A 25,256-nucleotide genomic window follows, 5' to 3' on the forward strand; every position below is an offset into this window, starting at 1 on the left:
TGAAATATCAACGGATTCAAGATTGAAGCAGTATTGCTAACATCGAAATAACCGGATCAAAGCCTCCAGCTGGATATTTACAGCCAGTGGTTTCAGAGCTTCCTACACAACGTTGCTTCTGAGTCTTGATCGTGCCAATGAGATGTTTGCTTAAAAATATTGGGCTTATTGTTTGTGTGCATCACTATTAGGTGTCACACCCATGAAACGTATGTTGATTAATGCAACCCACGCCGAAGAAGTTCGCGTTGCACTTATCACTGGTAATCGTCTTTACGATTTCGACTTAGAGAATCGTACTCGCGAACAAAAAAAATCAAATATTTATAAAGGTCATGTCACTCGCGTTGAGCCCTCTTTAGAGGCGGTTTTCGTTGAGTACGGCGCACAGCGTCAAGGCTTTTTATCTATGCGGGAAATTGCAAACTCGTATTTCAAAGCTGACCCTCGTCAAACTTCAAATATTCGTGAACTGATCACTGAAGGCACTGAATTACTGGTTCAGGTTGAAAAAGAAGAGCGTGGCAACAAAGGTGCTGCCCTATCGACTTTCATTTCGCTTGCAGGCCGTTATTTAGTGCTTATGCCGAATAACCCGAAAGGTGGCGGTATCAGCCGTCAGATTTCAGGTTCTGTCCGTGAAGAACTGAAAGAAATTTTAGCCTCTTTAAATGTGCCGCGTGGCATGAGCGTCATCGTTCGTACCGCCGGGATTGGTCGTACTCAGGAAGAACTGCAACTTGACTTGCAACACTTACTTGACCTGTGGGCACAAATCCAGGGTTCGGCAAGTTCAGGTCCATCACCAATGCTGGTTCATCAGGAAGCAGGCGTGGTGACACGTGCCATTCGTGATTATTTACGTGACGATGTTGCTGAAATCCTGATTGATAGTGAGCAAGCCTACAACGAAGCCTATAACTTCGTAAAAGCAGTGATGCCACGTCAGCTCGACAAATTAAAAACCTACACCATGAATGAGCCTTTATTTGCTCACTTCGGAATTGAAAGCCAGATCCAGACTGCCTATGAGCGTGAAGTCAAACTTCCTTCTGGCGGTTCAATCGTGATTGACCAGACCGAAGCTTTGGTATCGATTGATATTAACTCGGCGAAATCAACTCGCGGTCACGATGTTGAAGAAACAGCACTCAACACCAACCTGGAAGCAGCCGAAGAAATCGCACGTCAACTGCGTTTACGCGATATCGGCGGTTTGGTGGTCATCGATTTTATCGACATGACCAAAGACCGTAACCAGCGTATGGTTGAAGCCAAATTACGTGAAGCAACGCAAAGCGACCGTGCACGTATCCAGTTCGGTCAACTATCACGTTTTGGCCTGATGGAAATGAGCCGTCAACGTTTACGCCCTTCTCTTGAAGAAGCGACAGGTTACGTGTGCCCACGCTGTCATGGTACCGGTATGGTGCGTGACTTACGTTCATTGTCACTTTCGATCATGCGTAAGGTAGAAGAAATTGCATTACGCGAACGTCAAGGTGAAGTTCAAGTTGAAGTGCCTGTTGAAATCGCAGCATTCTTATTAAATGAAAAGCGTCATAGCCTGGTGTATTTGGAACAAACCTCAAATGTTCGTGTAACGGTATTACCGCATCCGCACTTGGAAACACCACACTATCAAATCCAGTTCAATCCGGATGGTTTTGCACCGTCTAGTTATGAACGTACTGAAGCGACCCGTTCAAGTGAAAAAGAACTCGGTTACGAGTCTTCTGACTGGCATCTGGAAGATGCAGAGCATCACCATGCACCTGCACAAAATCAAGCAGCTGCGCCACAGAAGAAAGCTGCTCAGCAACAGGCTGCGCAAGCAAAACAAACTCAACAGGCTGTTGCGCAAAAGTCAGCAAGTCCTTGTGCATGGTTAGAAAACCTGTTTGTTCAAAAACAGGCACAAACCACAGATCAATCGCGCTCGGCACAAAATGCGGCAGCGGCGATTGAGCAAATGGTCAACAATGGCGCAGTAAGCCGTGGCCAGTTTGGTCAGGTCAATGCACCTGTTGCATCTGTTGCCACTGAAACTGCTGCACCAGCGGCAAACAATGCCTATATTTCACAGAATCCTGTGAAACAGGAACCGCGTGAAACGTTTGAGAAAGACGAAAAACCACATCGTCCAAATCAAAACCAGAAGAAACGCAAGCACAAAGAGCAACGTGAACAGCACGCGCATGCACATGAACAACAAAATCAGGTGCACGAAGAAGTGGTTCAACTGTCACGTCAGGAACAGCGTCAAGAGCAACGTGAACTGAAACGTCAACAAAAACGTCAGCAGTCGCAAGAGTCTCAAAACCAGCAGCAACATCATGAGGCTGCGCAAGCGAATGACAATGCGCCATTACCACGTCGTGACCGTAACCAGCAACGTCCGAATCGACCAAACCGTCATCGTGACCAAAGCGTATTGAATGACGCACCCGCTGCAACTGCAGCGCCTGCGAACCCGCAACAGGTTAAAGTTGATGTGGTGGATGCACCACGTTCAGAGCCAATGAACACGGCATTGATCGTGAACATTGATCAAGGTCAAAGTGAGATCGTGGCACTGAATCCACAACAAGCTACTGCACCTGCCGCAAAAGCGGAAGTTGTGCCTGCTGTTGTAGAAAAGACCGAGAGCAAACCTGCGGCTCAAGCAGAACCAGTGATTGCGAAAGAAGCACCTGCTGCAACTGCTGAAGAAGCAGCCCAAGCACCGGTAAAACGTGCCAGCAATGACCCACGTTCGCGTCGTCGTCAACGTGGTGCTCAAGCACCGCAGAAAGCAGCGGCACCAAAAATTGCACCATCGCAGATTCCAGCGCTGGGTCAATACACGATCGGTAGCCTGATTCGCCATGTTTATGGTGAAGACTGCACTATCCTGATTGAGCAATTTGGTTTAATCACCACGTTTAACCGTGCCCTGCAAAAGTTTGCCGAGCAATATGCCAGCACGCTAGTGGTAGACACCGTGGTTGAAGAAGAAAAGCGTCCGGTAACACGTGATGCCGAACTTCCAAGCAAAAAAGTAACGGAAGAAGCTGAACCAGCGCCAGTGTTAGCATTAACACCACCTGAAGCTGCTACTGTTCGAGTTGCAAATGACCCGCGTGAACGTCGTCGTTTAGCCAAACTTGCTGCAGAGCAAGCCAAAGAAGCGCATATTGCTTCAAACGCAACGCCTGCTCCTGTTGAAAATACTGAATCGAAAGAAGAAGTGAAAACAGAAGAAGTCGCTAAGCCAGCAGAAGAAACTGTGGTTGCAGCGCCAGAGCAACAACCTTTAGAACTTGCTCAAGAAGCAGTGGCTGCTCCGGCAGAAGTAGCACCGGTTGAAGCGGTGAAAGCACCAGCGGCTAAAGCTGAGGCCAAGCCTGAAGCTGCGAGCAAAGCTGCTGAGAAAGCTCAAGCTGCTGAAAAAGCAGAACAGGCAACAGCTGCAACCGAAGCAGAATCAGAAGATGAAGCTGCAAAAGCAGAGAAAGAAAAATCAAGCCGCCCGCGCCGTCCACGTGGACGTCCACCGAAAAAGGCTGCAGCTAGCAATGAATAATTTGCTAAATTGCACTCAATAAGGCTAAGCCTAGTCATTTCGGTGACTAGGCTTTTTTGTTATTTTGTCAAATTAGGTTGATTGCTCTAGGAACTTACCATTACAAAACAGCATCAACGACAATGGTGTGAATGGTTGTGTTCTTACGGATAGCCATTTTTGGATTGATCGAAAAATAAAACAGGATTGATATGAGCCAAACTACGCAGACCGATATTATTACCCTTGGTGATGTCGCTACTCGACTTCCAAACTTCATCACTAAAGTACCTCATATCCTTAATGGTCTTAAACAGGCATATTTACGAACGCCATCTTCTCCTGCTGGTTTAGGTATTGCCTTTGAAAAAGCAGTCAAGCGTAACCCTCAAGGCATCGCTCTGTTATTTGAAGATCAAAGCTACAGCTATCAGGCTTTAAATGAGTGGGCCAACCAGATTGCCCATTACTATTTATCTCTGGGTGCAAAAAAAGGTGATGTGATTGCAGTGATGGTTGAGAACCGTCCTGAATTGATTGCCAGCATTGTGGCTTTAGCCAAAATTGGGGTCACCATTGCGCTTGTCAATACCTCTCAGGTAGGTAAGGTACTCGCACATAGCATTAATCTGGTCAACCCGATTGCAGTGATTGCCGGTGAAGAAGTCCGTGCTGCAATCGATGAAGCACGTCAGGATTTAAAAGTTGCAGAAGACCGTTTCCACTGGTTTGCTGATCAGGAAACACGTAAAAATGCGGGCACAGCACCAGAAGGCTACGTCAATCTAGCCCTGCAAATTGACCAGTTCCCGAAATTTAACCCGTCCACCACACGTACCGTGACGGGTAAAGATGGCCTGTTCTATATCTATACCTCAGGCACCACTGGTTTGCCAAAAGCGGTGATTTTCACGCACAGCCGCTGGACACTGGCATACGGTACCTATGGTCACATTCTCAATCTTGGTAAAGATGATGTGATGTATGTCACCCTACCGCTTTACCATGCCACAGGTGTGGTGGTGTGCTGGTGTGGTGTGATTGCAGGCAGTGCGACACTGGCTGTACGTCGTAAATATTCAACCAGTGCCTTCTGGAAAGATGTACAGAAATTCAATGCTTCTGCGATCGGTTATGTCGGTGAGCTGTGCCGTTACCTGATTGATGCACCAGCAACTGAACTGGACCGTGCACATCGCGTGACCAAAATGATTGGCAATGGCATGCGCCCAAATATCTGGGGCAAGTTCAAAGAGCGTTTCGGGGTTGAAGAAGTGCTTGAACTGTATGCTTCAAGCGAAGGTAATGTCGGTTTCAGCAATATCTTTAACTTTGACAATACCGTCGGCTTCTCACCTACCCCTTATGCCATCGTTGAGTTCGATAAAGAAAAGAATGAGCTGGTCCGCGACAAAAAAGGCTATTGCAAGAAAGTCAAAACCGGTGAAGTTGGCCTGTTAATTGGCAAGATCACCAGCCGTTCGCCTTTTGATGGTTATACCGACCCTGAAAAGAACAAGTCTGTGATCATGAAAGATGTGTTCACCCAAGGCGACTCATACTTCAATACCGGTGACCTGGTCCGTGATATCGGCTTCCGTCATGCCCAGTTTGTGGACCGCCTCGGCGACACGTTCCGCTGGAAAGGTGAAAACGTGTCGACCACCGAAGTTGAAAACATGGTCTGTGAGTATGAAAAAATCGCAGAAGCCGTGGTTTATGGCGTAGAAATTCCAAATACCAATGGCCGTGCTGGTATGGCAGCCATCACCTTGGTGGATGGTACAGCGCTGAATGATGCAGATTTAAGCGAAATGGTGAATGTATTTAAAAAATGTTTACCTTCCTATGCCATTCCGGTGTTCTTGCGCGTTCAGGAAAAGGTTGAAACCACCGGTACATTCAAATACCAGAAAAATAAACTGAAAGAAGATTCGTTCGATCCGAGCAAAACCTCTGAACGTTTACTGGTGTTATTGCCTGGTGCAAGCAGCTATTGTGATGTAAATACTGAGATCTTTGACAATATTCAAAGCTATCAATACCGTTTCTAGTTTATTTTTTAGCTAAATAAGAGGAAATCGTGCTTTTTATAAACAATCATGCACATGTTTTTAAATTTCCTCTTGTGTTAGCTGAATAACTTGCTAGAATACGCAACATCAAAACGAAGACGCATTTAGAACTCATTAGTTTTTCTTGCGAAGCTAGTTGAAATACTTGCTTAGGGTCGTTAGCTCAGTTGGTAGAGCAGCGGACTTTTAATCCGTTGGTCCCGCGTTCGAGTCGCGGACGACCCACCATCTAATGTTTTGATACTCCTGAAAAGGATTGATAACCTAAAGTTATCGAGATTTGTAAGACTACGCGCTTTGCTTGTCTTGCAATAATTTTAGAGTGTTACTCTAAAATTCTTTCAGGGTCGTTAGCTCAGTTGGTAGAGCAGCGGACTTTTAATCCGTTGGTCCCGCGTTCGAGTCGCGGACGACCCACCAGATTCGAAAAAGCCTCATCATGTGATGAGGCTTTTTTATTTTGTCATTGATATCTTTCCAAACGATGACAAAATCCAAAACTAGTGCTTTAAGCCTCCCTGCTCAAAGCACACATAATTTTTAAACTATAAAAATCTTTCCAGCACCGAATTTAAAAAGATATGCCCCTGCTCGGTACAGGCAATTCGATCCTGATCAGCGATGAGAAGTTTTTTCTCACGTAAGTCATGCAATGTCTCATTCAAATCTTGCAACGCAAGTCCTGTGCGCTGGGTATACGACTCGGTCGCTACACCTTCATTTAAACGCAATGCGTTCATCATAAATTCAAAAGGCAATTCATCTGCTTCAATGCGTTTCATTTGCACATGTTCAGCAGGAACTTTGGCTAAATAATCTTTAGGTAAACGGGTTTTCTGGAAACGGTAAATCCCGTCAGGACGCGTGACCTTGCCATGCGCACCGGCTCCAATCGCCAGATAATCACCAAATTGCCAATAATTCAGATTATGTGCCGATGGCTTTTCCTTACGCCAGGCCGAAACTTCATAATTGACATAACCATTGGCTTTCAAATACGCCTCACCTTTCTCCTGAATCTGCTCTAGCACCTCGTCTTGCGGCAATACAGGCTGGGTACGGAAGAACACCGTGTTGGGCTCAATGGTCAGCTGATACCAGCTAATATGCGTTGCGCCGTGCTCTACTGCCAATTGAAGATCGGTTAAGGCCTGTTGTTCTGTTTGCTGAGGTAAACCGTGCATCAAGTCCACATTTACACGCTCAAAGCCGGCCTGGCGTGCCTGCTGAATCGCATCCAGTGCATTATTGGCGGTATGAATCCGCCCTAAACGCTGTAAATGCTCGGGATCAAAACTTTGTACGCCCAAGGATAAACGATTAATCCCTACCGCCAGATAATCCGCAAATGGATCATGCTCCACGGTTCCCGGATTGGCTTCCAAGGTAATTTCACAATCTTCCTCAAACGCTAAACGCGCTTTCAGTTGTTCAAAGAGCCATTGATAGCCCGATGCAGAAATCAGCGAAGGTGTTCCACCACCAATAAAGACACTGTGAATCGATCGGCCTTGCGCCATTTCAATCTGAGTTTCAAAATCTGCCACCAAGGCAGCCAGATATTGCTGTTCCAGTTCCAAGGACAACTGACCATCAGGCACCGCATGGGAGTTAAAATCACAATAAGGACATTTACGTACACACCACGGCATATGGATATACAGGGAAAGTGGAATATTTGCAGGGTTTAAATGACTCAAAATCGCAGCTCAATGACAGAACCCCGCCATTTTAACATGACTCGCCCGTTCGGCTTATCATCATCTACGTATTCAGTTAGACTGGGGACAACCAACAACAATTAGACCGATAATATGATGAAAATTTCTAGCCAGTTACTGTTTATTCTTCCCCTGACTCTAGGCATTGGTATCGCCATGGCCTTTCAAACCGCAATCAATACACAACTTCGAGAGTATCTGAATTCTCCCCTGCAAGCGGCGCTATTGTCTTTTTTCATTGGCACCATTGTGCTGGCGCTACTGGTGTGTTTTCAAAGTGCCAGTAAACCCAGTTTAAGTGGAATTTCACAAATTCCCTGGTTTCTATGGCTCGGCGGCTTTCTTGGGGTTTATGCGATTAGTTTGAGCATTTATACTGCTCCCAAACTCGGATTATTAACGTTTTCAGGTTTAGTGATTTTCGGGCAACTGGTGATCTCGATGTTTATTGATCACTTTGGCTGGTTAGGTACAGAAAAAACACCGATTAACTGGCAACGCCTGCTCGGCAGTATTGTGATTTTTATTGGGGTGTTATTGACCCTGCAACGCTGATTCTTCCTCATTTTAATAAGAGTATTTTTTGTGTCCCATGTCACAACCAAGCGGTTTGAACTCAAACAGCTATTTCATTTGATGTTTCCGATCCTGATCACCCAGTTTGCCCAGGCAGGATTAGGTTTGATTGATACCATTATGGCCGGGCATCTTTCTGCAACAGATCTGGCGGCGATTGCTGTAGGCGTTGGCCTATGGATTCCCATTATGCTGTTATTTGCAGGCATCATGCTGGCAACCACGCCCTTGGTCGCTGAAGCACGCGGGGCAAAAACACCAGAGAAAATACCGACCATTGCCCGTCAGTCGTTATGGGTCGCCGTGATTCTGGGCTTTGTGGCGATGTTGATCCTGCAGTGCATGCCCCAATTTTTGCCTTTATTTGGTGTACCGGAGAGCTTATTACCCAAAGCCAGCCTGTTTTTACATGCCATCGGCTTTGGTATGCCGGCAGTGATGATGTATGCCGCATTACGCAGCTATTCTGAAGCCTTGGGCCATCCACGCCCCGTCACCGCTATCAGCCTGATCGCCCTGCTGGTCCTGATTCCGCTCAACTTTATTTTTATGTATGGCTTCGGGCCAATTCCGGCACTCGGCAGTGCAGGTTGCGGTTTTGCAACAGCCATCTTGCAATGGCTGATGTTTATTACACTGGCCATCTATGTCTCCAAAGCCAAAGCCTATAAGCAGGCGCCTATTTTTACCAAATGGGAAAAACTTGATCCGGTCTGGATCAAACGTATTTTAAAACTGGGCTTACCCATTGGTCTGGCGGTGTTCTTTGAAGTCAGTATTTTTAGTACAGGCGCAATTGTGCTCAGCCCATTGGGTGAAAATGCCATTGCAGCCCATCAAATTGCGATTTCAGTGACTTCACAATTATTTATGATTCCGCTGTCTTTGGCGATTGCCTTAACCATTCGTGTCGGCATGTATTACGGCGAACAGAACTGGCACGCCATGCGTCAGGTTCAAACCGTAGGACTGATCAGTGCCACCATTTTTGCAGCTTTGACTATGACGCTGATCGCTCTGGCACGCCCTTATATCGTGGCAATCTACACCACGGATGTGGATGTGATTCCTGTAGCCATGTATCTGCTCTGGTTTGCCATGGCTTATCAGTTGATGGATGCGTGGCAAGTGAGCGCGGCAGGTTGCCTACGCGGCATGCAGGACACGCAAGCGCCAATGTGGATTACCTTAATGGCATATTGGGTGATTGCTTTCCCGATTGGTTTATATCTTGCCCGCTATACTTCTTGGGGCGTGGCGGGAGTCTGGCTTGGCCTAATTATCGGGTTAAGCATTGCCTGTGTCTTACTGATCAGCCGTTTATACCTCAATAATAAACGTTTGGCCAAGATGTCCCTTCCCCTTTCCTAGCGAATCGTCTTTATCCAATCAAGCAATGCTTTGGGGGCATGGATGCCCCCCGAATTTGACTTGGCCTGTCCTGATTTTAAATATTTTTTTATTCATAGGCAGCATAGGACGAGTAGATACACAGGTGACAACCTGATAAAACGCTTTACTTAGCCCGTATCACCTTCACCCAGTTAAAGTACGGATAACAGCTCGCTTATACATGCTTACATCACTTAACATTTTGTTATAGGCAATTTAAGTTTTGTCACCTATGATCAAGGCATCACTTTAAAACTAGATCGTATGAGGTCAAGTCCTGATGGCAAAACATGCAAGCTCTCCCAGTAAGCGTTTTCTCAAACTGGCTGGTATGACCGCAAGTATTGCCAGCAAAAGCGTAGCGAATTCGATCCGCAATTTTACCGCCGATGAAGAACAGAAAAATGCAGCGCGTAGCCAGCTGTTTCAGGACATTGGTCTACAGATTGCCGATACCCTCGGAGAAATGAAAGGCGCAGTGATGAAAGTCGGGCAAATTGCTTCGCAATATAAGGATATTTTCCCACCAGAAGTCGCTAAGGCCATTGCCAAGCTGCAACGTCAGGCCCCTGCAATGCCTTTTTCCGCGATTCAGCAACAGGTTGAGAAAGAACTCGGCAAACCGTTAAAGCAGATTTTTAGCTCTTTTGAAACAGAACCTTTTGCTGCCGCGTCAATCGGACAAGTGCATCGTGCAGTATTGCCAAATGGGCAAGCCGTTGTAGTCAAGGTGCAATATCCGGGTGTCGATCAGGCCTGTGAAAGTGACTTAAAACAAGTGCGTCTGGCTTTACGATTGATGGGCGTCTTAAAAATCGACAAGAAACTGCAAGATCAACTGTTTCAAGAAATTCAGGACAGTCTTTCAGCCGAATTGAATTATGAAATCGAGGCACAAAATCTGGAAGTCTTTAAAACCTTCCATGAAAAGCTTGATTCTCAAGTGATTATTCCAGCCGTTTATAAAGACTATTCCTCTCGTCGCGTCCTGACCCTAAGTTTGGAACAAGGTGAATCCATCGAAACCGCAAGTACATGGTCAGTCGAGACTCGCAATCAGATTGGACGCCGCCTGATCCGTGCCTTGGGACAGGAAATGTTTTTCTTAAAACGCTTCCACTGTGACCCACATCCGGGCAATTTTGCTTTTCGTGAAGATGGCAGTGTGATTATTTACGACTACGGCAGCGTCAAAACCTTATCGCCTGAAATCGTTCAGCATTTTAAGGCGCTGGTGAATGCGGCGCGTCAGGAAAATATTGCTCAAGTTGAAGACTTGCTGGCAGAACTGCATTCCATTGCCGAAAAACACAAGTTCCCGAGTGAGCTATATACCCAATGGATTGAAATTTTATTGCGTCCACTAACCACCAATTATGATTTTGCCGAAAACTCATCACATCATGATGGTATGTTACTGGTGAAAAAATCGCTGAAATACTGGGATGTGTTTAAACCTTCACCAGATACGCTTATGGTCAACCGAACCATTTCCGGACATTACTGGAACCTGATTCATCTCAAAGTACATGACAACCTCAATGATTTATTTGAAGAATTAGTGCCAAATTAATCTGTCTAATGCCCTCTGGTCTTGTCACAACAAGTCAGAGGGCTATCTACTTTAATCAATTTATATATACAACTGACTTGAAAAGACATGAATTGACTTCATATATTGTTATGTTATAACATTTCTATTAACAATAGGAGTCATTCAACATGCGTAAAAATATCCATCCTGCTTATCAACAAGTCTTATTCCACGATACCAATGCAGATGCCTACTTTTTAATTGGCAGTACCCTGCAAACCAAACAGACCAAGGAATATCAAGGCAAAGTTTATCCCTACGTGACGCTTGATATTTCAAGTGCGTCCCATCCGTTTTATACCGGTGAGCAACGTCAGGCCAGCAATGAAGGTCGTGTTGCAAGCTTTAATAAACGCTTTGCACGTTTTAACCGCAAAGCTTAATTTTAATTTAAGTTTCACCCATTAAGCTGAAAGCATTAGAAGTCTAAGGTTAACTCTCCTCCACTTAGACTTCTTTTTTTATGTCTTGATTCCAGCTTTAGGAGTCTGTCTTTTGCTGTCCCACCACCCCGAACTCAATCGGTGTTTTCACATAGAACAGTGAAATCTCTTTGCTATTGAGATAGCTCAATAATTCAGTCGCCTGCTCTTCTGTAACCGCAAATTGAATCTGTACCGGTCGATCCGCCAGTTCAAAGAAACTGGCCGAATGAAATAGACCTTGATGATCAACGCCTTGTAAACCCGCCAATATCGTCGCGCCACGTAAATTCATCTGTTTTGCCACAGTCAGCAACCACTCGCTGATCGGCTGTCCCTGATAGGAACGATTTTGCGCGGTATAAAAGCTCATTAAAAATCCATGCATTACAATGACTCCCCAACTATGCAGCACTGAGCCATTGATGCAGGCTCATACCTAAAATCGTAAACAATAGCGATCCAAGCACATGAATCATGATCGCGGCACAGGCATAGCCCAATTTACCACTTTGCAATAAGGCAATGATCTCGGCAGAAAAAGTCGAAAATGTCGTAAGCGCGCCACAAAAACCTGTAATCACAAACAGCTTGTAATTGGGACTAAGTGAACTTTGAGAAAAATATGAAATGGCAAAACCAATAATAAAGCCACCGACAAAATTAACGGTCACTGTTCCCAAAGGAATATTCGGAAATATAGGATTGAGTTTTAAGCCCAAAAACCAGCGTAACCAAGCACCTAATACCGAGCCTAAAGCGATTGAAAGTAATGGATAGTACATGATTTACCCCAAGAACAAAGTTGGAGCGAAAGAATGATAAGACATGGATTTGTAAAGATTATTCTGAAGATATTTCATGGGCGAACTCCAAAAATGGGAACAGAGCACGCACGAACCTACGTCCCCTGTTCAGGGTAACGTAGGCATCATTAGCCATTCTGGCGGTTTGTAACAGGAGGAATGCCATCTCCTTTGCTTTAAAATAACATATTTTTTAGGCAACTCAACCGCTGTTTTTAAGCAGAATCACACTGTGTATAAACATCGAGTTATCCACAGTTTAGCCAAAGCCAGTTAAAACTTTTTCCCCAACCACATAGAAATCTAAGGCGAAGGTGACGAAATCAAAGGCTTGTGCCTATACATGATTCGTCAATATATAAATGACGACTTTGAGCATAAACTGCGAATACGGCAACGTCCAGTTCAGAGTTCGATCATCTTCTCTTCTGCATTTTCAATGTTATGATGCTGCTATTGATTCAATCAACATGGAATTTTGAAATGGCTCAAAGCTTATTGGCACAACTGAAAGATGGCTCGGCAAAGTTTGCGGATGTATTGGCATTTATCGAAGCTCGTTATCAGCATACCCCGACTGCATTCCAAAATGGCGCGCAATCCAATGCTGCGACTGAAAACCAAGGCAGTGCCAAAGTGCTCAGTTTTGCACAAATTGAAGGCTTAAATCAGGCCGACACGCTCAGTTTATTCGCAGAACATTATGCCTCTGTGTTGGCAACGCCTGAAGCCACTGACCACCAGAATATCCGTCAGTTTATGCAACATGGCTGGGATGGGGTCAAGTTCGACGGTAAGGCTTTAACGGCCAAATAATAAAAAGGAGGTGTTTAACCTCCTTTTTTTTGCCTGTACTCAATCACGATCTTTTTCTGATTATGTTTTTAAGCGTTATATCCGCCATCTACCGCGATCTCTGCGCCTGTAATATAACGTCCCCCTTCACCAGCTAAATGCAGCACAGTGGCAGCAATATCCTCAGGACGACCATAATCGGCTATTGCCAAGCTCGCCCGCGTCGCATCGGCACGTGGACCATCTGCAGGATTCATATCCGTATCTGTCGGACCGGGATGAATCAGGTTGACCGTAATATTGCGCTTGCCAAGATCACGTGCTACACCCTTGGTTAAGCCAACTAAGGCAGCTTTACTGGCAGCATATAAACTGATGCCACTTCGTCCTGCTCTTGGAGCAAGGCAACTCCCAATCGAAATAATACGCCCACCCTCAGGCAGATATTTGCTCGCCTGCATTGTTGCAGCAAACACTGCTCGCAAGTTAACCGACATGGTGCGGTCATAATCCTCAAGTGTGAGCTGATCAATTTCTCCGACCAAGAAGTTACCTGCATTGTTGACTAAAATATCTAGGCGACCAAACTGTTCCACAGTAAGATCCACCGCAGCAATGACCTGTGCTGCATCAGCGGCATCGGCCACAATCATTTCAGCACGCTGGCCTAATGTCTGAATCTGCTCGACAACTGTCTGTGCCTGATCTTTTGCACGATGATAAGTGATTGCCACATCTGCACCTTGTGCGGCTAAGCTTCGAGCAATCGCAGCGCCAATACCCCGACTCCCTCCCGTAACCAAAGCAACTTTACCTGTAAGTGTCTTCATAATGAAATTCCTGTTTTAGGCTTAACATGGAGATTCAGCGGTGGATAGGCGCATGAATAGCTATCCACAATGATCTAAACCTATTAAATGTCGATTCTAAATCTCAATATATGTATCAATCGATACAAATGTAAGTTGACCTTTCAAGCTTGTCAATGACTTTTGTATCGACTAGCATAGATCTCATGAATAAGAGGAGTTCTTAATGGCGCAAATGGGGCGGCCACGTACCTTTGATCGTAATCAGGCGATTGAACAAGCGATGCTTTTATTTTGGGAATATGGCTATGATTCGACTTCACTCTCTTTATTGAAATCCAACATTGCCGGTGGAATTAAGGCACCAAGTTTCTATGCAGCCTTTGGCTCAAAAGAAGCGTTGTTTCGAGAAGTAATTGAGCATTACATCGCAACGCATGGTCAGGTGACTCAAAGCCTCTGCGATGAAAATCTTGCACCCAGAGAAGCGATTGAACGCGCTCTACGCCGGTCGGCAAAAATGCAAACTGAGTCTGGTCATCCTAAAGGCTGCTTATTGGTACTTTCAACCGCGACCTGTTCCCCCGAAAATATCCATATTCAACAATATTTAACCCAACACCGCCTGAAAACTCGCGAAAGATTTACACAATGTGTTCAACGTGCTGTAGATGCAGGTGAATTAGCAGTCGATACGGATGTCTGTGCTTACGCAACAAGTTTGTATTGTTTTTTACTCGGCCTATCTGTACAAGCACGGGACGGGGTATCAGGCACTGTACTGAACCATGCCGTAACCGAGATTATGCGTGGCTGGGATGCCCGTACCAATATGAAAATAAGGATTCAAAATAACAAAAGGATCTAAACCTGGAAAATCAGGTTTTAACTGCAAAAAAAGCGGTCATTAACCGCCTTTTTTTGGCTCATCTGCTGGTGTGACAACAGGTCGGGCAAGTTTTCGTAAATCGGTGCTTAAACTATAAAAGTCTCCTCCCATTTTCCCGACACTATCCAGTTGTTGCTGGTCAATCATCTGTCCATCCCAGAGTCGGTCATCGACATAGATTGCTTTCACATCCAGCAAAGCCACCGTACCACCCGATGGTAGCGTACTCAATTGCAACACTTCCCTTAACTGACATTCATACCGAATCGGTGCATGTTTGACAGATAATGCAGCAACTGAATGGCTTGGTTCAGACTCAATCTCGGCAAACTCAAATTCACTTTGTGCTGCTGGCAATAAAGCACAGGATAAATTCATCTGCTCCAGCAATTGTGAATTCACGATATGCACCACGCACTCTCGGGTCTCCATCAGATTACGAATCGTGTCTTTATCCTGCCCATTTCTGGGATTGACCTGTGAATACCATAAAATAGGTGGATTACAGCTGGCCACATTAAAAAATGAATAAGGTGCAATATTGGCTACGCCATCCGCAGAGACGGTGCTAATCCAGGCGATCGGCCGAGGTGAAATTCCACCGACTAAGAGTCGGTAGATGTCATTAGGCTCTAAATCTGAGGTTTCAAAAATCATCGCAATCATACATCCTGTTTAAGGACGTTCAGCATATTGCGGTAAATCATCCGCGATACAATCCCACTCTGCTTTCGATGCAGCAAAAATATGCATGCTGGGTTTTTGCTGTAATGGCGTATCCAGCGTTCCGATTCTTAAGCGATACAGCTCAGGCTGTGCATCCCGTGAACTGATCAGTGGAGAGCCACATTCGCCACAGAACCAGCGGTACACGCCAGAGGCAGCAAACTTTTTAACCAGCGCTTCACCTTGTACAATTTTAAACGCTGCACTGCTAATTGGTGCATTGGTGGCATAGGCCGTACCATTGGCCTTACGGCAACGCTGGCAATGGCACTGTATGATCTCGCCAATGTCGCCATGAATCTCATAATGAATTCCGTCACATAAACAACTGCCGCGATACACCGGTAAAGCTTGAGACATTTCCCTATTCCTGATGAACTTTTACTCAAAACTAGCATTTTTAAATGCCGGATCACAAGGCAAATCTGCTCAGGAAATACCACGGGATTTTAGTGAAAATCAGACAACCCTTTTAAAATCAACTGATGAGGGCCGTAAATGCACCAATGATTAAAATATAGAACAGAATCGGCAGGCCTAAGAACCACAGTTTTGCCCAGCTATTGGTTTTGAATACCTCAGTTGCCCCGCGATAACTGACCCAACAAGACCAGAATAAAAATGGCACCGGAATAAGACCTAACACGGTAGAGTAATGGTAGGCCTCTAAATAATTTGGATATAAAAACGTTTGAATGACAGTAGTAAGCACAATCGGCAGTACAAAGACTAAAGATTGCAATACAAACACATGTCGGGCAAGTTGTGGATCCGCTTCCTTGGCGCCTGAAAACTGCAGTCTTTTCTTATACCACCAACCTTGAATCAGCCATGCAAATGCAGCAGAAATAATCCCCATGCCTAATACCCATAACCAGTAACCTGACCAAGTGTCGGCAGCTGAACTCAAAAACCCAGTTCTATTAGAGGTCTCGGCCCGTAAAAGATGCTGATCGATTCGATCCATCACACTGACCATACCAATCAGATAGGCAATCACGATAATGCTTTGATGATGATAGCTTTTAGACTGAGAAAAAAACCTTTTCGGTTGAAAAAACAAGCTGAATATCTGCTTGGGCTGAAATGGTTTGATGATCTCGTTATTTTGTGTTTCCACTGTTGGTTGAATATTCATATACCCTCTTAACAATTTGATTGAGTTTGTTTTTATTTAAGTCATATCGCTTATTTTACTCGCGGATCACTGCATTGACCCCTGCTGCTGCTGCTCTTCCTGTCGCAAAACAGGCCGTTAGCAAATAGCCCCCCGTTGGTGCATCCCAATCCAGCATTTCGCCACAGCAAAATACATAAGGATTAGATTGCAATTGCAGTTGTGGAGATAACACCTCTTGCTTTACCCCACCCGCACAGCTAATCGCCTCTTCAATCGGGCGAAAGCCTGCCAAAGGAATACTGAGCTGTTTGATCTGCTGTGCCATTTGTCTGGCATCTGACCACAAGCTTTTTTCAACGATTTCCCGCAACAGATTAATTTTAACATTGTCCAATCCTGCTTTACGCCAAAGATTGGTCAAGGACTGCTTTTTATTACCGTTTAGCTTCTTTTCTAATTGATCAATACCGACATCGGGCAATAAGTCCAGATGCAAGTGTAAATGCTGCTGTTGGGCAATGTGTGCTCTGAGCTCACGTCCCAGTTTATAAATGACCCCACTCTCAAAACCATAGTGGGTAATGATGATATCGCCATGGGTTTGCTGATCGGGGGTTACCCAGGCATTGACGCGTTTCAATGGCTGACCAAAGCAATCCTGCATAAACGGCGACCATGTTTTCAAAACCCCGGCATTACTGGCCTGAAAAGGCTCGATCTCATTTTTTGCGAGCCATTGCTGCCATGCCCCATCACTGCCCAATTGCGACCATGACACCGCACCACAAGCCAATACAATCGCATCATAAGTGGCATGAAAACGTTGCGTCTGGTTTTCCAGAGTGAGTTGATTACTGGATAAATCCACACAACGATGGCGATAGTGAAACTTCACGCCATCAGCCATTAAACGTTTCAGCCAGGCACGCAATAACGGTGCAGCTTTCATTTCTACAGGAAAGACACGCCCTGAGCTGCCGACATAGGACTCAATGCCCAGACCTTGCATCCAGCTCTGAATCCATTGAGCATCGCATTGCCTGACCCATGGACCTAACCATTCAGGTTGATCATAACGCTGGATAAACTGCTCGACTGGCTCAGCATGAGAGATATTTAATCCGGTTTTACCTGCCATTAGAAACTTGCGTGCTGCCGAAGGTTTCTGCTCAAACACGTCAATTTCATAATCATACTGACTCAGCACCTCGGCAGCCATCAAACCTGCTGGGCCTGCACCAATAATAGCAACCCGCTTAGGCATCGCGGTTCTCTTGGGCATTTTGACCTTGCAACGGTGCAAAATCATCAAAACGGGTTGGGTAACCTTCTGGCTTGCCAATGATCAATTGCTGGCAAAGTTCACCACGTTCCAGATATTTAATTTCAAAATGGGTACGGGCCGAGTCCGCTGCAATTTTTTGTTTTTCATAAGGTAATTTCCATACCTCAAGCAACTGTTGCTCTGCTTCATCAATATATTCGGGAATATTACTGGCTAAGGTAATGGTTCCATTCGGTTGCAGGCGTGAAAGCAGGAATTCGAAAAATGGCATATTGAGCCAGCGCTGCGCCGGGTTATGCGGTTCTGGATTCGGATAGAGAATAAAAAATTGTTGTACCTGGGCCGGAAACAAGGCGTGCACCACCCAAGGTAAAGCATCGGCATGAACCGGGTTTAAATATTCCCGCGGTTCCAGTTGATGCTGCTTTTGCATCGCCAAAAATTTTTCTTTGGTTCGCTCAATTGCATACAACGTGGTCTGCGGGTTTTGTCCCGTAAATAACAAGGCATGTTTACCTTTGCCTGCGCCGATTTCTACACAAATCGGGGTGTGAGGAATGGCCTTAAAATCACGAGGGGCTTGCATACGTTGTGCTTGAAATTGACGAATCGACATAATCTCATCAAACTATCTAGAAATCGGCATAAGTCTAACAAGTCACCTTACTTTTGCCTAATCTATTTAGGGTTTGTTAACATTTCACAAATGCTTGCGACAGAGAGCATTTTTTAGCTGATACAAGGCATGACTTATGAAGTTTAGCTATTCTAAATGAATAAGGCATAATACAGTAGCAGCAAAAAATGCTCCTGTCCCATAGGGTTATGGCTAAAACCTCCCTAAACTTCGTTATGAAACTTGACAAGGGAATCGCCATTGTCTACGTTTCATGCCTTGTTTATGTCGTTTTAGCTAATAACGCAATGCATGGTTGAAATGTCAACAAACCCTCTTTGTTTTAGGAATTTTCTATGCCACGTACATTCCCCTGCCCGCGTTGTGGAGAAACCAGCACTTGGGAAGGTAATGCATTTCGTCCATTCTGCTCAGAACGTTGCAAGATGATTGATCTGGGGGCCTGGGCCAGTGATGAATATAAATTACCAACGCAAGATGCACCGCAAGCAGACCTCAAACGCCATGAAGATGATTATGAAGATTAATCATCTTCTGCTTTGCCGCTAAGTCCAGATTCGGTGCATTACCTTGAGCCAGTTGTTCCAGCAGAGTTTCTCAATCAGCTCAGCAGAATAATGACGCTGCTGCATGGCGGCAATGAGCAGGGGCAAACCCGTCACATCCTGCAGTTCGGCACTGATCAAGGCACCATCAAAATCTGAACCCAGACCGATATGGTCTTCTCCAAGACGTTCCATCATATATTCCAGATGATCGAGAATGAGTGTAAGTGGTGTGTCCGCATTGCGCTGTCCATCGGCGCGTAAAAAGGCCACATCAAAATTGACCCCGACCATGCCCCCAGTCTCAGCAATTGCCTGAAGTTGCGAATCAGTCAGATTACGCGCTTGGGGACATAAAGCGTGTGCATTGGAATGGGTGGCGATAATCGGTTGCTGCAAAATTTCCGCCGTGTCCCAAAATGCCCGTTCGTTCATATGCGATACATCCACCAGCATTTTCTTGTCAGCACAGTGTTTAACCAATGCTTTACCTTGAGGAGTCAGGCCTGCACCTGTGTCAGGCGAATGTGGGAAGCGCGCATTTAAGCCATGGCCAAATCGGCTGACCCTGTTCCAGAGAGGACCAACACTCCGTAGGCCAGCCTGATAAAAAATATCGAGCAAGTCCGGATTATTTTGTAGAGCTTCTGCCCCTTCCATATGCAGCACCACCGCCAATTGACCTTGAGCCCGACAATCCTGTATCTGTTGCACCGAGGTACATAGTCGAATCTGCTCGGAAGCTTGCACCATCTGCTGTGCCAGCTCGAGTTGCGCCAGACAAATCTGCTCAACCTGCGGTTGGGTAAAATCATCCACATGGTGATCAAATAATTTATCGGGATGATGCTGTTTCACATAGGCAAATGGCGGAAGAAAAATCGCAAACATGCCACCTGCAAAGCCAGCTTGCTGGCAGCGCTTTAAATCCAGTTGTCCAGACAACTGTTCATGGATAAAAGCCTGTACAGAGTCCGCCTGATCGCTGAGCCACAAACGTGTCAGTAGATCATTATGTCCATCGAAAACTGCAACATTGTGATGATTCATGAAGAAGGTTCATCCTGAATGCTTTGTACAGGAATTTTTTGCTGAAGCGCCAATCGTTTTGAATTTTTGCTATTGCGAAATACCAGTTGTTCAAGAGATGCAGCCTGCTCACTCTCGCTACGCGCCTGTTCAATCAGATGGTGATACTCAGATTTACCACACACCGGATCGGCATTGGCCGCATCACCGGTGAGCATATAGGCCTGACAACGGCAGCCGCCAAAGTCGCGCTGTTTGTCTGGGCAACTTCGGCAACTTTCCGGCATCCATGCATCGCCACGGAAATGGTTAAAACCCGTGGATGTGTACCAAATCTCCGATAAAGATTGGTCACGCACATTGGGAAATACGATCGGGAGCTGACGTGCTGCATGACAAGGCAATGCGGTGCCATCAGGCGTTACGGTAAAGAAAATCTTGCCCCAGCCATTCATACAGGCTTTTGGTCGCTCCTCATAATAATCAGGCACTACAAAGATCAACTTACACGGATGATTCTGTTGACGCAGCTTTTCTCGATAGGCATTGGTTACCTGTTCGGCACGGGTCAACTGTTCCTGCGTCGGTAATAAGCCCTGACGGTTTAAAAAAGCCCAGCCATAAAACTGACAGATCGCCAGTTCAACCGTATCGGCATTCAGCTCCAGACACAGCTCAATAATCTGTTCAATCTGGTCGATATTATGCCGATGAATCACGAAATTCAGCACCATCGGATAGTCATATTGCTTGACCAGACAGCACATCTCATATTTCTGTTCAAAGGCATGTTTTGAGCCAGCCAAAGCATCATTCACCACAGGATCACTGGCTTGGAAACTGATCTGGATATGATCCAGACCAGCCTGTTTGAGTTGGGCAATACGTTGCTCGTTCAGACCCATACCCGAGGTAATTAAATTGGTATAAAAACCTTGCTGATGCGCATGCGCAACCAGTTGTTCCAGATCTTGCCGAACCAGTGGCTCACCGCCAGAAAAACCCAGTTGCACCGCGCCCATCTGCCGTGCCTGATCAAACACATCACACCATTGTTGCGTGCTCAGTTCATTTTTATGCTGGGCATAATCCAGCGGATTCGAACAATACGGGCATTGCAAGGGACAACGGTAGGTCAACTCTGCCAAAAGCCAGAGCGGTAAACCAACGCCTGCTGTCATCGCAAATCAATCCAGTATTGTTGCTGTGCAACCTGCATATAATCGACCACATCCTGCTCGATTTCTGCAATGTCACCAAACTGCTGTTTCAGCAGCCCCACAATGGCAGCCACACTCTGTTGTCCGTCGATGTGCTGTCCAATTGCTCCTGCACTGTCATTCAGCTTGATCATGCCTTCCGGATATAAGATCACGAAGGCATTTTGTGCAGGCTCAAACTGAAAACGGTAGCCTTGTCGCCAAGTCGGAATCAGGTTTAAATCAAATGCTGCATTACTCACGGAATAACCCCTTATGCCAGACTGGTTGTGTGGTCACGGTATGATACGGCGCCTGCTGATGCACATAGGCCAGAGTCAGTGCATCCAGAATACTCCATAGAATATCCAGCTTGAACTGCAGGATTTCCAGCATACGCTGCTGCTGTTCATAAGTAGTAAACGAGTCCAGCGTAATGCTCAGACCATGCTCCACATCACGACGTGCCTGACTTAAGCGCGAACGGAAATAGTCATAGCCCTGATCATCGATCCACGGATAATGCTGGGGCCATGAGTCAAGACGGGACTGGTGAATCTGTGGCGCAAACAGTTCGGTCAGGGAACTACTGGCAGCTTCACGCCATGTGGCACGGCGGGCAAAATTGACATAGGCATCTACGGCAAAACGTACGCCTGGCAGCACCAGTTCTTCTGAAATCACCTGTTCGCGGGTCAGGCCAACGGCTTCGGCCAAACGTAACCATGCTTCACGTCCACCGCCATCAGGATATTCACCATCCTGATCCAGCATGCGCTGAATCCATTCCTGACGCACGCGCTGGTCTGGACAGTTGGCCATGATCGCGGCATCTTTCAGCGGAATATTGATTTGGTAATAATAACGGTTGGCCACCCAGGCCTGAATTTGCTGCTGGGTCGCTTTACCCTCATACATCATCACATGAAAAGGATGATAAATATGGTAGTACTGTCCTTTATCCAGAATGGCCTGCTTAAACTGTTCAACACTTAATACATCAGTGGGCATCATCATTCACCTCAAAGTTCAATCTGCATGCCATCAAAAGCCACTTCCACACCGTGAGCCTTGAGTTCAGCACACTGAGCCGAGTTTTCATCTAAAATCGGGTTGGTATTGTTGATATGAATCAGCACTTTTTTAGGACGGCTGAGCTGATTCAGATAAGACAATGAACCACCCTCGCCACTAATATATAAATGTCCCATCTCACGTCCGGTTTTGCTGCCGACACCCGTCTGCTGCATTTCATCATCTGTCCACAGCGTACCATCAATCATGACACAATCTGAATCGCGCATAATCTGCATGACCCGTTCATCAATCTTGCCAAGTCCAGGGGCATAGAACAACTGTTTTTGGGTTTGATGGTCGCGAATGATCAGCGCAATATTGTCACCGTCATGTGGATCATGACGATGCGGTGAATACGGCGGTGCCGCACTCTGAATAATCAGAGGCATAAATTCCAGATGTTGAAAACCCGTAATCTTAAAGGCCTTTTTCGGATTGATTTGCTGATATTGCAGACCGCCATTCCAGTGCTTCAACATATTAAATACCGGGAAACCTGTGGTCAGGTCCTGATAGACCATCTCGGTACACCAAACCTTGATTGGACAGCCTTCACGTAACGTCAGCAGTCCGGTGGTGTGATCCAGCTGACTGTCCATCAGGATCACATCACGAATGCCAGTATCACGCAACTTGCGCGCCGGCTGAGCCGCCTTGAAATCAAATAATTGCTGACGGATATCGGGCGAGGCATTCAGCAGTACCCAATCGATGCCATTCTCGGAAACCGCGATTGAGGATTGGGTCCGCGCCTTGGCCTGTATGGTACCGTTACGTACGCCATGACAGTTTGGACAATTACAATTCCACTGCGGAAATCCCCCACCCGCAGCTGAACCTAGAACATGAATATACATAAGTTAATTTCTTGTTAGAAAAAGATAAGCCCTAGACATAACTAGGGCTCATCTTGAATTTGAATCGGAATGATTAACGTACTTCAAAGTACATCGTCACTTCAAAACCAATACGTACATCGGTAAAAGCAGGTTTAGTCCATTGCATGAAATCGTCTCCAATTGGTATTCATCAGGTGAAATTAAACAATTAATTCAACATCAATAAAGCGTTTCACATTTGATTCTAAATAAAAATAATCGCTTTGTAGACCTACCCAGCCTAAGATATTGTTCGATAATTGTGAGTTTTGACTAAATTTCGGTAATGATCATTCTATTTTTACGCACCTCAAAGGGGCAGTCATGATGACACCCAGTATAAAAGCTGGTGTACAAGCCCTCATATACACCAGCGAAACATCCGATTAGCCTGCTTTACTGGCCACAAAAGGATTAAATTGCTTTTCATAACCAATGGTACTGATGGGGCCATGACCTGAAATAAACTGGGTCTCATCCGGCAAGCTAAAGCATTCGCGCTGAATCGAATCAAGCAACTGCTGGTGATTGCCTTTTGGAAAATCGGTCCGGCCAATCGAGCCTTTAAACAACACGTCACCTGTCCACAATAAGCCATGTTTGGCATTATAGAACATCACATGACCGGGGGTATGCCCAGGAGCAAAACGCACCTCGAACTCATCATCGCCCAGCTTTAAGACTTCGCCCCCTTCCAACCATTGATCGACCTTGACTGGCTGTGGAATTGGAAAGCCATAACGCGCTGAGACCTCCTGAATCATTTCCAGCCAGAACTGGTCTTCCTTATGCGGGCCAATCACCGGAATCTGCCATGTTTCAGCCAGTTCGCCAACTGCACCTGCATGATCAAGATGCCCATGCGTTAACCACAAAGCTTTTACTTTTAGTCCCAAAGCCTCGACTTCTTTTTTCAGTACCGCCGCATCGCCACCTGCATCAATCAAAATCGCTTCTTTACTTTCACTGTCCCACAAGATTGAGCAGTTTTGGGCAAATGCAGTAACGGGGACAATTTTGACTTGGAGCATAGCAACCTCTGGCGAAATAAAGCGTCGATTTAACGATGGGCTAAGGTATGGGTAAGTGCATCAAGATTAGCCTGAACCAGACCGGCAAGCAAATCTATATGGGCCTGATCCGCATTCAAGGCTGGAATATAGGCATAGTCGCCACCACCGGCATGCTGGAAAATTTCCTTGTTCTGCATCGCCAGCTCTTCTAAGGTTTCCAGACAATCTGCTGAAAAGGCTGGACTAATCACCTGTACCGATTGGACTTTTTGCTCACCCCATTGCTGTAACAGTTGATCGGTATAAGGCTTGACCCATTCCTGCTTGCCGAAACGTGACTGGAAGCTGATCGCCCATTCATCCTCTTTCAGATGTAAGGCTTCTGCCACCAGACGTGCTGTGATTCGGCAGCGGTCAGCATAGGGATCACCTTTATCGGCATACGGTTGGGGAATCCCGTGAAAGGACATCAACAGTTTTTCAGCTTTGCCATGCTGTCCCTGATAGTGCAGTACGCTATCTGCCAGTGCCTGAATAAATAAAGGATGTTGATAGTAATCCTTGATCATGGTCAGGCCGGGTAAATGACGTTGCTGTGGAATCCATCTGGCAAAGGCATCATAGAGTGGTGCTGTCGAGGTCGCTGAATATTGCGGGAACAATGGCAATAAAATCACATGTTCTTGTGGGTCCTTTGCCAGCTGCGCCAGCACATCATGAATACTCGGCTGGCCATAGGTCATGGCCGGCACAACCGTCAGATCAAACTGGTGATTTTCTTCTTGCAGGCGCTGTTTAACCAGCAGGGTTTGTTCCAGCACAATTTCACGCATCGGTGAATCATTGGACCAGACCGAAGCATAAGCTTCAGCCACACGTTTTGGACGGAAGGTCAAAACAAAGAGGTGCAGAATGATCCACCATAATAATTTGGGGATCTCAATCACACGGCTATCAGATAAAAACTGTTTCAGAAAACGTCGTACTGCTGGCACAGTGGCTGCATCGGGCGTGCCTAAATTGGCCAGAATCACAGTCACTTTTGGTTTTTGTGTCGCTAACATAGACCGTATCCGCTTTTTATTGAGTTCATACAATTACTTTAGCAGTTTTAGTCACGTTTT

Annotated in this window: 26 protein-coding genes, 2 tRNA genes and 1 riboswitch; of the genes, 11 read left to right on the forward strand and 17 right to left on the reverse strand. The window is 45.8% G+C overall.

The window, feature by feature from the left end; genetic code table 11:
* Positions 1 to 202: 202 nt before the first annotated feature.
* The 4 genes from MSG93_RS10280 (at position 203) to MSG93_RS10295 (ending at position 6,039) form a co-directional block, all read left to right on the forward strand.
* Positions 203 to 3,565 (forward strand): Rne/Rng family ribonuclease, encoded by a 3,363-nt coding sequence (locus MSG93_RS10280; protein ID WP_324621761.1) that lies wholly within the window; start codon positions 203 to 205, stop codon positions 3,563 to 3,565.
* A 191-nt stretch (positions 3,566 to 3,756) separates the two neighbouring features.
* A complete protein-coding gene (locus MSG93_RS10285; protein ID WP_324621762.1) occupies positions 3,757 to 5,598 on the forward strand; it encodes a long-chain-acyl-CoA synthetase in 1,842 nt (613 codons plus the stop codon).
* Between the two features lie 173 nt (positions 5,599 to 5,771).
* A tRNA-Lys gene (locus tag MSG93_RS10290) sits at positions 5,772 to 5,847 on the forward strand.
* A 116-nt stretch (positions 5,848 to 5,963) separates the two neighbouring features.
* A tRNA-Lys gene (locus tag MSG93_RS10295) sits at positions 5,964 to 6,039 on the forward strand.
* 125 nt (positions 6,040 to 6,164) lie between these two features.
* On the opposite strand, the gene hemW is transcribed toward MSG93_RS10295, so the two are convergent.
* Positions 6,165 to 7,319 (reverse strand): radical SAM family heme chaperone HemW, encoded by a 1,155-nt coding sequence (gene hemW / locus MSG93_RS10300; RefSeq protein WP_324621763.1) that lies wholly within the window; start codon positions 7,317 to 7,319, stop codon positions 6,165 to 6,167.
* Positions 7,320 to 7,433: 114 nt separating this feature from the next.
* Between hemW and MSG93_RS10305 the strand changes: the two genes are divergently transcribed.
* The 4 genes from MSG93_RS10305 (at position 7,434) to MSG93_RS10320 (ending at position 11,285) form a co-directional block, all read left to right on the forward strand.
* Positions 7,434 to 7,895 (forward strand): DMT family transporter, encoded by a 462-nt coding sequence (locus tag MSG93_RS10305; RefSeq protein ID WP_324621764.1) that lies wholly within the window; start codon positions 7,434 to 7,436, stop codon positions 7,893 to 7,895.
* A 30-nt stretch (positions 7,896 to 7,925) separates the two neighbouring features.
* Positions 7,926 to 9,287, forward strand: coding sequence for an MATE family efflux transporter (locus MSG93_RS10310; protein ID WP_324621766.1), 1,362 nt, complete (start codon positions 7,926 to 7,928; stop codon positions 9,285 to 9,287).
* A 301-nt stretch (positions 9,288 to 9,588) separates the two neighbouring features.
* A complete protein-coding gene (locus MSG93_RS10315) occupies positions 9,589 to 10,881 on the forward strand; it encodes an ABC1 kinase family protein (RefSeq protein ID WP_199974142.1) in 1,293 nt (430 codons plus the stop codon).
* Between the two features lie 149 nt (positions 10,882 to 11,030).
* The gene (locus MSG93_RS10320) at positions 11,031 to 11,285 is read left to right on the forward strand and encodes a type B 50S ribosomal protein L31 (protein WP_324621768.1); all 255 of its coding nucleotides are present in this window, start codon (positions 11,031 to 11,033) and stop codon (positions 11,283 to 11,285) included.
* 97 nt (positions 11,286 to 11,382) lie between these two features.
* Here MSG93_RS10320 and MSG93_RS10325 read toward each other — a convergent pair whose 3' ends face one another.
* Together MSG93_RS10325 and crcB are read right to left on the reverse strand one after the other, a co-directional pair.
* Positions 11,383 to 11,712: a DUF190 domain-containing protein gene (locus MSG93_RS10325; protein ID WP_324621770.1), complete on the reverse strand. Its 330-nt coding sequence runs from the start codon at positions 11,710 to 11,712 to the stop codon at positions 11,383 to 11,385.
* A gap of 16 nt (positions 11,713 to 11,728) precedes the next feature.
* Positions 11,729 to 12,109, reverse strand: coding sequence for a fluoride efflux transporter CrcB (gene crcB / locus MSG93_RS10330; RefSeq protein WP_009514114.1), 381 nt, complete (start codon positions 12,107 to 12,109; stop codon positions 11,729 to 11,731).
* A gap of 133 nt (positions 12,110 to 12,242) precedes the next feature.
* A riboswitch (Fluoride riboswitch) is annotated at positions 12,243 to 12,309 on the reverse strand.
* A gap of 304 nt (positions 12,310 to 12,613) precedes the next feature.
* On the opposite strand from crcB, the gene MSG93_RS10335 reads away from it, so the two are divergent.
* Positions 12,614 to 12,946, forward strand: a complete 333-nt coding sequence (locus MSG93_RS10335) for a HopJ type III effector protein (protein ID WP_005280732.1) — start codon at positions 12,614 to 12,616, stop codon at positions 12,944 to 12,946.
* Between the two features lie 68 nt (positions 12,947 to 13,014).
* Here the strand turns inward: MSG93_RS10335 and MSG93_RS10340 are convergent, their stop codons facing one another.
* Entirely contained in the window at positions 13,015 to 13,755 is a 741-nt protein-coding gene (locus MSG93_RS10340) for an SDR family NAD(P)-dependent oxidoreductase (protein ID WP_324621771.1), read from the reverse strand.
* A gap of 205 nt (positions 13,756 to 13,960) precedes the next feature.
* Between MSG93_RS10340 and MSG93_RS10345 the strand changes: the two genes are divergently transcribed.
* A complete protein-coding gene (locus tag MSG93_RS10345) occupies positions 13,961 to 14,602 on the forward strand; it encodes a TetR/AcrR family transcriptional regulator (protein WP_324621772.1) in 642 nt (213 codons plus the stop codon).
* 39 nt (positions 14,603 to 14,641) lie between these two features.
* Here the strand turns inward: MSG93_RS10345 and MSG93_RS10350 are convergent, their stop codons facing one another.
* The 5 genes from MSG93_RS10350 to MSG93_RS10370 form a co-directional block, all read right to left on the reverse strand.
* Positions 14,642 to 15,280: a flavin reductase family protein gene (locus MSG93_RS10350; protein ID WP_324621941.1), complete on the reverse strand. Its 639-nt coding sequence runs from the start codon at positions 15,278 to 15,280 to the stop codon at positions 14,642 to 14,644.
* A gap of 18 nt (positions 15,281 to 15,298) precedes the next feature.
* Complete coding sequence (locus MSG93_RS10355; RefSeq protein WP_202741171.1) at positions 15,299 to 15,709, reverse strand: GFA family protein; 411 nt, start codon at positions 15,707 to 15,709, stop codon at positions 15,299 to 15,301.
* A 118-nt stretch (positions 15,710 to 15,827) separates the two neighbouring features.
* Entirely contained in the window at positions 15,828 to 16,487 is a 660-nt protein-coding gene (locus tag MSG93_RS10360; protein WP_032870664.1) for a hypothetical protein, read from the reverse strand.
* A 55-nt stretch (positions 16,488 to 16,542) separates the two neighbouring features.
* Positions 16,543 to 17,733, reverse strand: coding sequence for a TIGR03862 family flavoprotein (locus MSG93_RS10365; RefSeq protein ID WP_324621773.1), 1,191 nt, complete (start codon positions 17,731 to 17,733; stop codon positions 16,543 to 16,545).
* On the reverse strand, positions 17,726 to 18,370 hold the full coding sequence (locus MSG93_RS10370) for an SAM-dependent methyltransferase (RefSeq protein WP_324621774.1): 645 nt from the start codon (positions 18,368 to 18,370) through the stop codon (positions 17,726 to 17,728). Before MSG93_RS10370 ends, MSG93_RS10365 begins: the two co-directional genes overlap by 8 nt.
* Positions 18,371 to 18,726: 356 nt before the next feature.
* Here MSG93_RS10370 and MSG93_RS10375 point away from each other — a divergent pair, with 356 nt between their 5' ends.
* Positions 18,727 to 18,918 carry a DNA gyrase inhibitor YacG gene (locus MSG93_RS10375; protein WP_005226540.1) on the forward strand — a complete coding sequence of 64 codons (192 nt, stop codon included), beginning with the start codon at positions 18,727 to 18,729 and terminating at the stop codon, positions 18,916 to 18,918.
* Positions 18,919 to 18,936: 18 nt separating this feature from the next.
* Here the strand turns inward: MSG93_RS10375 and MSG93_RS10380 are convergent, their stop codons facing one another.
* From MSG93_RS10380 to hemH, 8 genes are all read right to left on the reverse strand, one after another.
* Positions 18,937 to 19,986 carry a dipeptidase gene (locus MSG93_RS10380; protein WP_324621775.1) on the reverse strand — a complete coding sequence of 350 codons (1,050 nt, stop codon included), beginning with the start codon at positions 19,984 to 19,986 and terminating at the stop codon, positions 18,937 to 18,939.
* Positions 19,983 to 21,146: a pyrroloquinoline quinone biosynthesis protein PqqE gene (gene pqqE, locus MSG93_RS10385; protein ID WP_324621776.1), complete on the reverse strand. Its 1,164-nt coding sequence runs from the start codon at positions 21,144 to 21,146 to the stop codon at positions 19,983 to 19,985. Before pqqE ends, MSG93_RS10380 begins: the two co-directional genes overlap by 4 nt.
* On the reverse strand, positions 21,143 to 21,427 hold the full coding sequence (pqqD, locus tag MSG93_RS10390; protein ID WP_005280757.1) for a pyrroloquinoline quinone biosynthesis peptide chaperone PqqD: 285 nt from the start codon (positions 21,425 to 21,427) through the stop codon (positions 21,143 to 21,145). The genes pqqE and pqqD overlap by 4 nt, the downstream gene beginning before the upstream one ends.
* Complete coding sequence (gene pqqC, locus MSG93_RS10395) at positions 21,420 to 22,178, reverse strand: pyrroloquinoline-quinone synthase PqqC (protein WP_005226534.1); 759 nt, start codon at positions 22,176 to 22,178, stop codon at positions 21,420 to 21,422. Before pqqC ends, pqqD begins: the two co-directional genes overlap by 8 nt.
* A gap of 8 nt (positions 22,179 to 22,186) precedes the next feature.
* Positions 22,187 to 23,098, reverse strand: coding sequence for a pyrroloquinoline quinone biosynthesis protein PqqB (gene pqqB / locus MSG93_RS10400; RefSeq protein ID WP_324621777.1), 912 nt, complete (start codon positions 23,096 to 23,098; stop codon positions 22,187 to 22,189).
* Positions 23,099 to 23,171: 73 nt separating this feature from the next.
* On the reverse strand, positions 23,172 to 23,246 hold the full coding sequence (pqqA, locus tag MSG93_RS10405; RefSeq protein ID WP_009514286.1) for a pyrroloquinoline quinone precursor peptide PqqA: 75 nt from the start codon (positions 23,244 to 23,246) through the stop codon (positions 23,172 to 23,174).
* 259 nt (positions 23,247 to 23,505) lie between these two features.
* Positions 23,506 to 24,150 (reverse strand): MBL fold metallo-hydrolase, encoded by a 645-nt coding sequence (locus MSG93_RS10410; protein ID WP_324621778.1) that lies wholly within the window; start codon positions 24,148 to 24,150, stop codon positions 23,506 to 23,508.
* A gap of 29 nt (positions 24,151 to 24,179) precedes the next feature.
* Complete coding sequence (gene hemH, locus MSG93_RS10415; RefSeq protein WP_009514320.1) at positions 24,180 to 25,196, reverse strand: ferrochelatase; 1,017 nt, start codon at positions 25,194 to 25,196, stop codon at positions 24,180 to 24,182.
* Positions 25,197 to 25,256 lie beyond the last annotated feature (60 nt).

Source organism: Acinetobacter sp. IK40 (assembly GCF_035615075.1).
GTDB classification, from domain to species: Bacteria; Pseudomonadota; Gammaproteobacteria; order Pseudomonadales; family Moraxellaceae; genus Acinetobacter; species Acinetobacter courvalinii.

Coding starts and splice junctions, on each gene's coding strand:
- MSG93_RS10280 (WP_324621761.1), top strand. CDS start 203: ATGAAACGTATGTTGATTAATGCAACCCACGCCGAAGAAGTTCGCGTT.
- MSG93_RS10285 (WP_324621762.1), top strand. CDS start 3,757: ATGAGCCAAACTACGCAGACCGATATTATTACCCTTGGTGATGTCGCT.
- MSG93_RS10305 (WP_324621764.1), top strand. CDS start 7,434: ATGATGAAAATTTCTAGCCAGTTACTGTTTATTCTTCCCCTGACTCTA.
- MSG93_RS10315 (WP_199974142.1), top strand. CDS start 9,589: ATGGCAAAACATGCAAGCTCTCCCAGTAAGCGTTTTCTCAAACTGGCT.
- MSG93_RS10320 (WP_324621768.1), top strand. CDS start 11,031: ATGCGTAAAAATATCCATCCTGCTTATCAACAAGTCTTATTCCACGAT.
- MSG93_RS10325 (WP_324621770.1), bottom strand. CDS start 11,712: ATGCATGGATTTTTAATGAGCTTTTATACCGCGCAAAATCGTTCCTAT.
- crcB (WP_009514114.1), bottom strand. CDS start 12,109: ATGTACTATCCATTACTTTCAATCGCTTTAGGCTCGGTATTAGGTGCT.
- MSG93_RS10335 (WP_005280732.1), top strand. CDS start 12,614: ATGGCTCAAAGCTTATTGGCACAACTGAAAGATGGCTCGGCAAAGTTT.
- MSG93_RS10340 (WP_324621771.1), bottom strand. CDS start 13,755: ATGAAGACACTTACAGGTAAAGTTGCTTTGGTTACGGGAGGGAGTCGG.
- MSG93_RS10345 (WP_324621772.1), top strand. CDS start 13,961: ATGGCGCAAATGGGGCGGCCACGTACCTTTGATCGTAATCAGGCGATT.
- MSG93_RS10350 (WP_324621941.1), bottom strand. CDS start 15,280: ATGATTTTTGAAACCTCAGATTTAGAGCCTAATGACATCTACCGACTC.
- MSG93_RS10355 (WP_202741171.1), bottom strand. CDS start 15,709: ATGTCTCAAGCTTTACCGGTGTATCGCGGCAGTTGTTTATGTGACGGA.
- MSG93_RS10360 (WP_032870664.1), bottom strand. CDS start 16,487: ATGAATATTCAACCAACAGTGGAAACACAAAATAACGAGATCATCAAA.
- MSG93_RS10365 (WP_324621773.1), bottom strand. CDS start 17,733: ATGCCTAAGCGGGTTGCTATTATTGGTGCAGGCCCAGCAGGTTTGATG.
- MSG93_RS10370 (WP_324621774.1), bottom strand. CDS start 18,370: ATGTCGATTCGTCAATTTCAAGCACAACGTATGCAAGCCCCTCGTGAT.
- MSG93_RS10375 (WP_005226540.1), top strand. CDS start 18,727: ATGCCACGTACATTCCCCTGCCCGCGTTGTGGAGAAACCAGCACTTGG.
- MSG93_RS10380 (WP_324621775.1), bottom strand. CDS start 19,986: ATGAATCATCACAATGTTGCAGTTTTCGATGGACATAATGATCTACTG.
- pqqE (WP_324621776.1), bottom strand. CDS start 21,146: ATGACAGCAGGCGTTGGTTTACCGCTCTGGCTTTTGGCAGAGTTGACC.
- pqqC (WP_005226534.1), bottom strand. CDS start 22,178: ATGATGCCCACTGATGTATTAAGTGTTGAACAGTTTAAGCAGGCCATT.
- pqqB (WP_324621777.1), bottom strand. CDS start 23,098: ATGTATATTCATGTTCTAGGTTCAGCTGCGGGTGGGGGATTTCCGCAG.
- MSG93_RS10410 (WP_324621778.1), bottom strand. CDS start 24,150: ATGCTCCAAGTCAAAATTGTCCCCGTTACTGCATTTGCCCAAAACTGC.
- hemH (WP_009514320.1), bottom strand. CDS start 25,196: ATGTTAGCGACACAAAAACCAAAAGTGACTGTGATTCTGGCCAATTTA.